The sequence below is a fragment of the Actinosynnema sp. genome, assembly GCF_052038725.1.
The window spans coordinates 1-1,704 of record NZ_JBQGCX010001371.1 but is presented as its reverse complement, the minus strand read 5'-3'; the positions used below and the strand labels follow the sequence as shown (position 1 = coordinate 1,704).

Genomic DNA, 1,704 nt, shown 5'->3' with positions numbered 1-1,704 from the left:
TCGACGTCCACCTCGCCCTGGAGACCTGGGACCGCGCCGTCACCGCCGGGCTGCGCTGGGTCGTCCTGGTCACCGGCGACGCCGACTTCACCCCGCTCGTCGCCCGCCTGGTCAAGCGCGGCGTCCGGGTGCTCGTGCCCGTCGCCGACCCCCGGCGCGCCCCGCAGAAGTGGCCGGAGAACGGCCCGCGCACCGCCTCCCCGCTGCGCGCCAACGCCACCGACACCCCCGGCTTCGACGCCCTGTTCGCCCCCGCCGACCAGGGCGACTACCCCCTGCGCTCACCGTTCACCCGCACGACCACCCCCGTCGCCCCATCGGGCGGGGCGCCGCGCGGCCGTCGCTACGGGCGGATCACCGGCTGGCGCGACGACCAGCCCCACGGCTGCATCACCGACACCCGAGGCGGCTCCTGGTACGCCTCGCGCGACGACCTGCCGGGCGGCGCGCCGATGCTGCCGGTGGGCACGCAGGTGTCCTTCACCGGCTCACCCGCGCCGGGGCCGGGGCGGAAGTACCCGCGCGCGCAGGCGATCGAGCTGGCCTGACGCGGGCTGGGCGCGAGCGGCGAGCACCGACCGGGGCAGCGCTGCCACGAGCCGGTCGAACCGCGCGCCCGCGCCGTCTCACGGCAGCACCGCCGCGAACAGCCCGACCACGTGCGCGGGCACGTCCTCCCGCAGCACCGAGTCCTCGAAGTGGCCCGTGCCGTCCGCGAACGCGTACGAGTCCAGGCCGCCCTCGGCGTACGCGTCGAACCACTCCTCGCCGAGCTCGAACTCCACGTGCAGCATGTCACCCGCCGTGACGGTGATCACCAGATCGCGCAACCGGGGGTCCAACCCGGACACCTCGGCCCGCCACGCCGCCACCACGGCCTCGATCTCCGCGCCCCGCTCCCGCGCCAACCGCTCCGCCCACCGCCGCCGCGCCTCCCGCTCGCGCTCGACCCGCGCCTCCCGCCCGGCCCGCCACGCTGCCCAGCGCGCGCGGATCACCCGAGCCCCCCCGGCTTTCCGATCGCCCGCCGAACGTTCGCCCGGCCAGGGGAATCCGGCTGCGCCCGCCACCCGGACCGGACTGCCGCGCCCCGTCACGCCCACCACCACGCCCCCGTCCCGTCGTCGGTCCGCGCGGACCCCGCCCGCGCGGAACCCGCTCGGACCGGGAACGTACCGAGATCCGCCGGAACCGGCCGCGCCGAGCGGGGGAGCGCGTCCACACCGGAACGACCCCCGCGCGTCATTCGCATGACCCGCCCCGCGCCCCACCCCCACCCGCCCCCGAATCCCGCGTCGACGCCCCCGGCGAACCCGCTCCGGGAATGCCGGTGATCGTCACCCAGCGTCCCCTGTGGAACGTCTGCCGAGGTCGGACGCCCGTTGCCGATTTCGATGCGTGATCGCAGGTCGGCGGTGACCTGCCCGGCGGATATCGGGGCGGGGATTCGGCTAGCCTGGGTGGCGCGCACGGCTTGGCGGTTCACCCGGCTGCCGGGTTTTTTGTCACAAAATGTATTCGCACGCTTTCGGACTGTTCCTTGTCTTACCGCAGGGGGAGAGACGTCAGGGGGAGGGACCTATGCGGGAAGTGGCCGCTGAAGGGCGCTTCGACGGGTGGGAACAGCTGGTGGGTCTCCGGGTCGTCGGCGTCGGGGCGGGCTCGCGCGAGGCCCGCGACCTCAGCATGAAGGAGTGGGAGACG

Annotated in this window: 2 protein-coding genes; one reads left to right on the top strand and one right to left on the bottom strand. The window is 75.2% G+C overall.

The window, feature by feature from the left end:
• Positions 1 to 548 (top strand): NYN domain-containing protein (locus ACTUAL_RS28955; RefSeq protein ID WP_440902459.1); only part of this gene is annotated, 548 nt, incomplete at its 5' end.
• A gap of 78 nt (positions 549 to 626) precedes the next feature.
• Here the strand turns inward: ACTUAL_RS28955 and ACTUAL_RS28950 are convergent.
• The gene (locus ACTUAL_RS28950; protein ID WP_440902458.1) at positions 627 to 998 is read right to left on the bottom strand and encodes a hypothetical protein; all 372 of its coding nucleotides are present in this window, start codon (positions 996 to 998) and stop codon (positions 627 to 629) included.
• Between the last annotated feature and the right edge of the window lie 706 nt (positions 999 to 1,704).